Annotated in this window: 4 protein-coding genes, 22 tRNA genes and 1 pseudogene; all 27 read right to left on the bottom strand. The window is 37.4% G+C overall.

Annotated elements, in window-relative coordinates; all coding sequences use genetic code 11:
• Positions 1 to 440 (bottom strand): annotated as a pseudogene (locus T473_RS0114830) (hypothetical protein); the annotation flags it as partial.
• A 21-nt stretch (positions 441 to 461) separates the two neighbouring features.
• Positions 462 to 1,868, bottom strand: a complete 1,407-nt coding sequence (locus tag T473_RS16985) for a phage terminase large subunit family protein (protein ID WP_242825948.1) — start codon at positions 1,866 to 1,868, stop codon at positions 462 to 464.
• The gene (locus tag T473_RS19310; RefSeq protein ID WP_242825947.1) at positions 1,868 to 2,215 is read right to left on the bottom strand and encodes a hypothetical protein; all 348 of its coding nucleotides are present in this window, start codon (positions 2,213 to 2,215) and stop codon (positions 1,868 to 1,870) included. Before T473_RS19310 ends, T473_RS16985 begins: the two co-directional genes overlap by 1 nt.
• Positions 2,196 to 3,089 carry a hypothetical protein gene (locus tag T473_RS0114820; RefSeq protein ID WP_024622563.1) on the bottom strand — a complete coding sequence of 298 codons (894 nt, stop codon included), beginning with the start codon at positions 3,087 to 3,089 and terminating at the stop codon, positions 2,196 to 2,198. Before T473_RS0114820 ends, T473_RS19310 begins: the two co-directional genes overlap by 20 nt.
• Before the next feature lie 241 nt (positions 3,090 to 3,330).
• The gene (locus T473_RS0114815; protein WP_024622560.1) at positions 3,331 to 4,512 is read right to left on the bottom strand and encodes a hypothetical protein; all 1,182 of its coding nucleotides are present in this window, start codon (positions 4,510 to 4,512) and stop codon (positions 3,331 to 3,333) included.
• Positions 4,513 to 4,676: 164 nt separating this feature from the next.
• Positions 4,677 to 4,760: transfer RNA gene (locus T473_RS0114810), tRNA-Tyr, on the bottom strand.
• 9 nt (positions 4,761 to 4,769) lie between these two features.
• Positions 4,770 to 4,844: transfer RNA gene (locus tag T473_RS0114805), tRNA-Thr, on the bottom strand.
• Between the two features lie 38 nt (positions 4,845 to 4,882).
• Positions 4,883 to 4,959, bottom strand: a tRNA-Asp gene (locus T473_RS0114800).
• Between the two features lie 9 nt (positions 4,960 to 4,968).
• Positions 4,969 to 5,044: transfer RNA gene (locus T473_RS0114795), tRNA-Val, on the bottom strand.
• A gap of 7 nt (positions 5,045 to 5,051) precedes the next feature.
• Positions 5,052 to 5,125: transfer RNA gene (locus T473_RS0114790), tRNA-Gly, on the bottom strand.
• Between the two features lie 9 nt (positions 5,126 to 5,134).
• A tRNA-Glu gene (locus T473_RS0114785) sits at positions 5,135 to 5,209 on the bottom strand.
• A 10-nt stretch (positions 5,210 to 5,219) separates the two neighbouring features.
• Positions 5,220 to 5,295 (bottom strand) — tRNA-Met (locus T473_RS0114780).
• 20 nt (positions 5,296 to 5,315) lie between these two features.
• Positions 5,316 to 5,390 (bottom strand) — tRNA-Asn (locus T473_RS0114775).
• Between the two features lie 10 nt (positions 5,391 to 5,400).
• Positions 5,401 to 5,474 (bottom strand) — tRNA-Cys (locus tag T473_RS0114770).
• A gap of 6 nt (positions 5,475 to 5,480) precedes the next feature.
• Positions 5,481 to 5,556 (bottom strand) — tRNA-Lys (locus T473_RS0114765).
• Between the two features lie 17 nt (positions 5,557 to 5,573).
• Positions 5,574 to 5,650, bottom strand: a tRNA-His gene (locus T473_RS0114760).
• A 53-nt stretch (positions 5,651 to 5,703) separates the two neighbouring features.
• Positions 5,704 to 5,780: transfer RNA gene (locus tag T473_RS0114755), tRNA-Ile, on the bottom strand.
• Between the two features lie 8 nt (positions 5,781 to 5,788).
• Positions 5,789 to 5,865: transfer RNA gene (locus T473_RS0114750), tRNA-Met, on the bottom strand.
• A 4-nt stretch (positions 5,866 to 5,869) separates the two neighbouring features.
• Positions 5,870 to 5,945, bottom strand: a tRNA-Phe gene (locus T473_RS0114745).
• Positions 5,946 to 5,947: 2 nt separating this feature from the next.
• Positions 5,948 to 6,036, bottom strand: a tRNA-Ser gene (locus tag T473_RS0114740).
• A 9-nt stretch (positions 6,037 to 6,045) separates the two neighbouring features.
• Positions 6,046 to 6,121: transfer RNA gene (locus T473_RS0114735), tRNA-Gln, on the bottom strand.
• A gap of 10 nt (positions 6,122 to 6,131) precedes the next feature.
• A tRNA-Arg gene (locus T473_RS0114730) sits at positions 6,132 to 6,208 on the bottom strand.
• 90 nt (positions 6,209 to 6,298) lie between these two features.
• Positions 6,299 to 6,383, bottom strand: a tRNA-Leu gene (locus tag T473_RS0114720).
• Positions 6,384 to 6,396: 13 nt separating this feature from the next.
• Positions 6,397 to 6,482: transfer RNA gene (locus T473_RS0114715), tRNA-Tyr, on the bottom strand.
• A 9-nt stretch (positions 6,483 to 6,491) separates the two neighbouring features.
• A tRNA-Thr gene (locus T473_RS0114710) sits at positions 6,492 to 6,566 on the bottom strand.
• A 48-nt stretch (positions 6,567 to 6,614) separates the two neighbouring features.
• Positions 6,615 to 6,690: transfer RNA gene (locus tag T473_RS0114705), tRNA-Asp, on the bottom strand.
• A gap of 5 nt (positions 6,691 to 6,695) precedes the next feature.
• Positions 6,696 to 6,771: transfer RNA gene (locus tag T473_RS0114700), tRNA-Val, on the bottom strand.
• Positions 6,772 to 6,823: the final 52 nt, after the last annotated feature.

Genomic DNA, 6,823 nt, shown 5'->3' with positions numbered 1-6,823 from the left:
TCTGAGTCTTCTCTTTTATAAATATAGAGCTCTCCATTACTTAAGATTCTTTCAGCCATCCATTTAGCATTAAATTTTATTTTGAATTTTTCTAAATATAAGGCTGCTTTATATTCTTCATTAAACATATCTTCATAAGCTTTATATTTGCTCATATCTTTAGGAACAATGAAGTGGTCATATGTTAATATCATTGATTTATACAATATAAATTCTTTTAACATCCCATTAGAGTGTTTCAATATTTCAGAAATTTCCTGAAGCTTGTTTGCATTCTCTTGGGGATTTTTCATAGCTGTTCTTAATTGTTTTCTGCTCATTTTACGAGGTCTGTATATAGATTTATAAATTTTTTCTACATTGTTTACATTAGAAAATTTTAGATTTTTTAAACCCTGAGAAAACAACAGTTGATCATTCTTCTTATTATCTTCATCCATAAATTATTATTTCACCACACTTTAATTTAAAAAAAGGAATTTATTGTTCCCTCTTTTTTTGTTCTTATATTCTTCGTCTTCCAATAAATCCGCTAAAAAATTACCATAAGCCAAGCTAGAATATCTATCTTTTCTGCATCCCGATTTTTCATATATTTTAACCTTACCATTCTGTAATTGCCACTCCAAGTTGATCAATTCATTTACAAGTGCATTAGTTTGAGCAAAAGGCAATAACATTCTGCTTTCTTTTTCAGCAATTTCATCTAGGTCTTTTGTTTTCATCCTCTTGCTGTCTGTCATTTTTTCTCTTGCATCTATCTCATTAATAGGTAACAATAATCTTTTTGTTGTAAGGGCATCACTTAAAGACGTAGCAATCTTATGGTTTATATCTGCATAAGCTTTCATCGAATAAACTACTTTAATTGCATTTTTAGCCATTACTTTATCTACCGTATTATCTTCATTAAAACAAGTATAAGCATCATACCATTCGTTTCTTTCAGTATCATAATTGGACTTTTGAATATAACTCCATACTGTATTCCCAACACCTTGAGTATCAAGTATTATATAATCAGCTTCGAAATCATTGAATAATTGCTTGATTCTTATAGCCTGTTTCTCTGACTCTAAACCATTGTGTGACTCTATATGTACAACATATCGCTTGAATTTATCTCCATCTGGTAACATTCTAATTAATGTAAATACTGAATTGTCATTACTGCTCCCTTTTGCTATCGCAATATCAGCGGCTATTATTCTCTTTTCACCTTTTAATCTTGGTAATCCATACTTTTTAGCTCTTTCTTGAGGTGTTTTACAAGAAGTATACTCTATATCAGTGGGTGGGATAAATACATCCTCTAATATTCTACATGGATTTATTTGAGTAGATTTAAAGAATGCCGTATCTGATTCATTGTAACAAACAGCACAATACTCCATTAAAAATGAAGCTGGAGTAGCCCCATCTTTCTCCATCTCATCTCTTATTTGCTGTTTTGTAGTCATTCTATGGTGTAATGCACATGTAAATGGGATTGCACATGCAAATCCATTATCTTCTTCCAACATTTTCTTTACAGCATAACGAAACTTCTCATATCCCCATTGATGAGTATAACCAGCAGAACTTAAATAAATTTGTTTATTTTCTTCTTCTATATGCTCATATTCAGGCTTGTCTTTATATCCTGGATGTCTCATACCCATTTGTGTTGGTAATAATACCTTGTCTACAATTTCCTTATCCATAATAAAATACTCATCGAGAATTAATATATGTGATCTTAAGAATCTTGAATTCTCACTTTGAACGGCAACTCTAATTGTCGATCCATTCCAAAATTCAACTCCTGGGGAGTTTTGGGAAGTGTTTATTTCCTTTATTTCCTTCCGTAAAGCTATAGATTTCGGCATTAGTTCATCATTAATTTTTCTACAATTATACCTTTTGCTTGTGTCTTAGTTTTTGATGATATAATTACTTTTGTCCCTGGATAAAGGAGACATCTTGTGACACAATAAACTGCAGTTAAGTAACTTTTACCTAGTCCTCTCGATGCTAAAAATGTAAAAACACGATTGTTATCCATCATAAAAATAAGCATCTGTTGAAATGGATAAAGTGATATTCCAAGATAATCTAAAACAAATCTGTGTGGGTTCTTACGGTAAAAACCCGCCCATAATGCGAATCCTTTTTTAATATTTTTTGCAGGGTTTTTATCAAGGTCTTCCCTTCTTTTATGTTTTGTCGCTATCATTAGAGTCAACCTTTTCTAATTCACCAATTAATTTTTCATCCATTATGATATTCTTATCTTCTTCTTCCAGCGTATATTCACCTTGAGCCAACCCTAATGCTCTTGCGAAAGGCTTTACTATGAATCTATTAAAATATCTTGTAAATCCATCAACATCTTCATATACAGCTAAAGGCTCTGGGATTGGTTCTTCAGTTTCATATATCCTCAACTTCAGACTGAATAAATCATCATCAGCTTCACCTAATATCTTCTGTTGGTTTGGCTTTATATTCGCATCTCCCATTTTTTTAGAAAGCAATTCTGACAAATCTTTAAGTTCTCGCCTACTTCCTTCTTTTCTTGCTTTATCTCGCTCAACTTCTAGCATACTTAGTTCTCTAAATATCTTTTTTTCAGCCAAAGTATCATGTTCATAGTTCTCTAAGTATTCTTTTTCTTTTTCTTCAAGTATGAAATATTCATTTTCTGTATATCCATCTCCCCATTTTCTTATTAGTTTTACATTTTTTTCTGATATCTCAGAACCTTCTTCTTGAAGATCTATTAAGCTCTTTTTTTCTATCATATTATTTAAAGACGTTTTTTTTCTATATTTAGCATTCTTATTTAGTTTATCTATATATTCATTTATTGATTTTTCATCTAATGCTTCTGCTAATTCTTGATCAAAGAAAATATCAAAGTTATAACAACAATGCTGTAACGCTAGAATATAATCACCATATATACTTAATACCTTTTCATATCTATCTCCTAGGCACTTGCTACAAATAGGTATTTTTTTATTTACACTATATAAGTCACTCCTACTAAGATAAAAATCTCTCTCTCTTTTTTCCTTTTCACACTTTATACATGTGATTTTTGCCATTCTATCACCTCATTAAAAATAACCACTAGAAACTCTACATTCCTAGTGGTTAAAAGGGGGAGATTGTTTAGCTCTACTTGAGAGCTAAGTAAAATTTATGATGCTGTTAAATTTAACTTAAACCTCAAAAAATAATAAAGGAGAAGAATTTTATCTTCTCATAGCTATAAATTATAAAAATCTATTAATTAAATAAAATCCATGTTTTATCTCATATTTTTGTGCATTTTATCGACAAATCTTATGATTTTTGCACCTTCATATCCATACTCTTTTGAGAATATAAGCATCTTTTGACTAGGTTGCTATATAGCCTTAAATCAACCGCATATTGGTTCCCACCCATAAGGCTCCCACACTGTTCTATTAGTGTCTTACCATCTGAATCGGCTAATGCGCTATGTCTATGTCCAAGACATATTAAATCAGGTACAAAGCCTAATAGTTGAGCATATCTACTCGACACAACATTTTTATTATCTTTATCTCCATGTGATAAAATAATTTTCTCCCCACATATGTCCAGTAATGATAAACTCTCATCTAAGTCATTGTTCATTACTTCAAAATTCTCAATACCCCTTGTTCTTAACTTAATCATTTCCTTCATTAACAAATGAAAAGTATCAGAGTTCGTATTCTCTTTTTTATCTTGAAAAATTCTCTCATGATTAGAACTTGTCATTGATAAAGATATTGCCGGAAACTCTTTCGCAAATCTATATACCATCTCAGAAATCAACTCAGCTGCTAATGCAATTTGTTCTGTTATATCTAATCGATTCTCTAATCTTATAGTTGTTTTAATCAACCCATTACATAAATCACCTATAGCTCCAATATGTAATTTTTCTATTGACTCCATTTTTCCTATAGCTATGGTTCTATCAATTAATTCATTCACACGATTCTTCAAGATCGCAACATCGAATTGATTTGTCATATTGTCAAATTCAGCACCTATATGCCAATCTGAGCATAATAAAAGACCTTGCTTTCCTGTAGGAACAAGATCTACATTTTCTTTACTTAATATGAATTTCTCTGTTGAATGTTTTTTAATTGAATCCTCTAATAATTCAACAATGTGCTCTGCTCTGCTTAAAGCTCTTATTTTTCTGTTAGCTAAGTTCTTCTCGTCAGATGCCTTTATTCTTTCTATTTTTATCTCTAATAACTTCTCATTTAACTCATCTTTCATTTCATCAGATAGGCCTTCTGATATCTTTTCCATCCAATAGTTATACTCTTCTTCTATACCGTAGGATACTTTTCTTGTGTGATCAGCAGATTGCTCCAATCCAACTAGTTCATTTATCTCAGACCAATCTAAATCTATCTCTCTATTAAGTTTTGCTAAGCATAATTTTCTTTTATATTCGTAATCTGTTTCATTTGGTTTTCTTTTGGTAATTTCATTCATTTTATCCCCCTATTAATTCCTACTCGGAACTATGTAATCATAAAAAAAGAGAGCCAGACGCATCCGACTCCCTCAAGTGCAGTCCGCAGACATACACCGCAATTCATTTATAAAGGCCTATAAGTGTGCTTCTTTGAGAGGCCTACAGGGTCTGTTTTATATTTTGGTGGACAGTGTTGGATTCGAACCAACGTAGACCGAAGCCAACAGATTTACAGTCTGCCCYYTTTGRCCAACTCRGGAAATCCTCCGATTTTTGGAGCTGGTGATAGGAATTGAACCTACAACCTGCTGATTACAAGTCAGCTGCTCTACCGTTGAGCCACACCAGCATATAAATCTTTTTAAATTAACTTAGCATAATTTTAATTGGCGACCTGGAAGGGGTTCGAACCCTCGACCTCCAGCGTGACAGGCTGGCATTCTAACCAACTGAACTACCAGGCCGCGTTAAATTGGTGGGATTAACAGGGCTCGAACCTGTGACCCCCTGCTTGTAAGGCAGGTGCTCTCCCAGCTGAGCTATAATCCCACGATTTTGGAGCGGGTGAAGGGGATCGAACCCTCACAGCTGGCTTGGAAGGCCAGAACTCTACCATTGAGCTACACCCGCATATGTAATTGGTGACCCGTAGGGGAATCGAACCCCTGTTACCGCCGTGAAAGGGCGGTGTCTTGACCGCTTGACCAACGGGCCTTTGTTTTAATGGTTGCGGGGGCAGGACTCGAACCTACGACCTTTGGGTTATGAGCCCAACGAGCTGCCAACTGCTCCACCCCGCGATATTTGTTAAAGTTTATTATGGCTCCAAGGGAGGGACTCGAACCCTCAGCCTATCGGTTAACAGCCGAGTGCTCCACCGTTGAGCTACCTTGGAATAAATAAATTGGAGGCGACACCCAGATTTGAACTGAGGATCAAGGAGTTGCAGTCCACTGCCTTACCACTTGGCTATGTCGCCACCTCTTGGTGATCTATCCGCGACTCGAACGCGGGACACCCTGATTAAAAGTCAGGTGCTCTACCGACTGAGCTAATAGACCATGTCTTCGTTTTTTTATGGGGTGGATAATGAGATTCGAACTCACGGCCTCCAGAGCCACAATCTGGCGCTCTAACCAACTGAGCTATACCCMCCATGTCCAAAMMATGTGCGCTACAACTGCGCTACACTCGAAATAACTWAAATGTGGTGGACCATCAGGGACTCGAACCCCAGACCTACCGGTTATGAGCCGGGCGCTCTAACCAACTGAGCTAATGGTCCACATTTATTGGTAGCGGTAACAGGAGTCGAACCTGTGACCTTTCGGGTATGAACCGAACGCTCTAGCCAACTAAGCTATACCGCCACACTGGTGCCCAAAGGCGGAATCGAACCACCGACACGGGGATTTTCAATCCCCTGCTCTACCGACTGAGCTATTTGGGCTCTGGCGGAGAGGGTGGGATTCGAACCCACGGTGCCGTTAAGCATCACTGGTTTTCAAGACCAGCTCCTTAAACCACTCGGACACCTCTCCGTATTTAACTGGCAGGGGATGCAGGACTYGAACCTACGCATGCAGCAGTCAAAGTGCTGTGCCTTACCGACTTGGCGAATCCCCTATTTATTTWWTGGTGAGCGCACAGGGATTCGAACCCCGGACACAYGCCTTAGAAGGGCRTTGCTCTATCCAGCTGAGCTATGCACACATTGTGATATGGAGCGGAACGAGATTCGAACTCGCGACATCGACTAAGGTCGCGCTCTACCACTGAACTATTCCCGCGAAATAAATAAAATGGTGCCGGATGAAGGGAGTCGAACCCCCACGCCAAAGGCGCTAGATCCTAAGTCTAGTGCGTCTGCCAATTCCGCCACATCCGCATCTTATTTATTCTGGTGGAGGATGGTGGATTCGAACCACCGAAAGCGAAGCTAACAGATTTACAGTCTGCCCCCTTTGGCCAACTCGGGAAATCCTCCATGTTTTTGTGGAGCTGGTGATAGGAATCGAACCTACAACCTGCTGATTACAAGTCAGCTGCTCTACCGTTGAGCCACACCAGCACAAAAATTTAAAATGCTATTTATATTATTTAGTTAATAAAATTAGTTTGGCGACCTGGAAGGGTTCGAACCCTCGACCTCCAGCGTGACAGGCTGGCATTCTAACCAACTGAACTACCAGGCCGCAAATGGTGGGATTAACAGGGCTCGAACCTGTGACCCCCTGCTTGTAAGGCAGGTGCTCTCCCAGCTGAGCTATAATCCCACGATTTTCTGGAGCGGGTGAAGGGGATCGAACCCTCACAGCTGGCTTGGAA

Origin of the sequence: Clostridioides mangenotii TR, assembly GCF_000498755.1 — a bacterium.
Classification (GTDB): Bacteria; Bacillota; Clostridia; order Peptostreptococcales; family Peptostreptococcaceae; genus Metaclostridioides; species Metaclostridioides mangenotii_A.
This window is presented reverse-complemented; position numbering and strand designations above follow the sequence as displayed.

Coding starts and splice junctions, on each gene's coding strand:
- T473_RS16985 (WP_242825948.1), bottom strand. CDS start 1,868: ATGCCGAAATCTATAGCTTTACGGAAGGAAATAAAGGAAATAAACACT.
- T473_RS19310 (WP_242825947.1), bottom strand. CDS start 2,215: ATGATAGCGACAAAACATAAAAGAAGGGAAGACCTTGATAAAAACCCT.
- T473_RS0114820 (WP_024622563.1), bottom strand. CDS start 3,089: ATGGCAAAAATCACATGTATAAAGTGTGAAAAGGAAAAAAGAGAGAGA.
- T473_RS0114815 (WP_024622560.1), bottom strand. CDS start 4,512: ATGAATGAAATTACCAAAAGAAAACCAAATGAAACAGATTACGAATAT.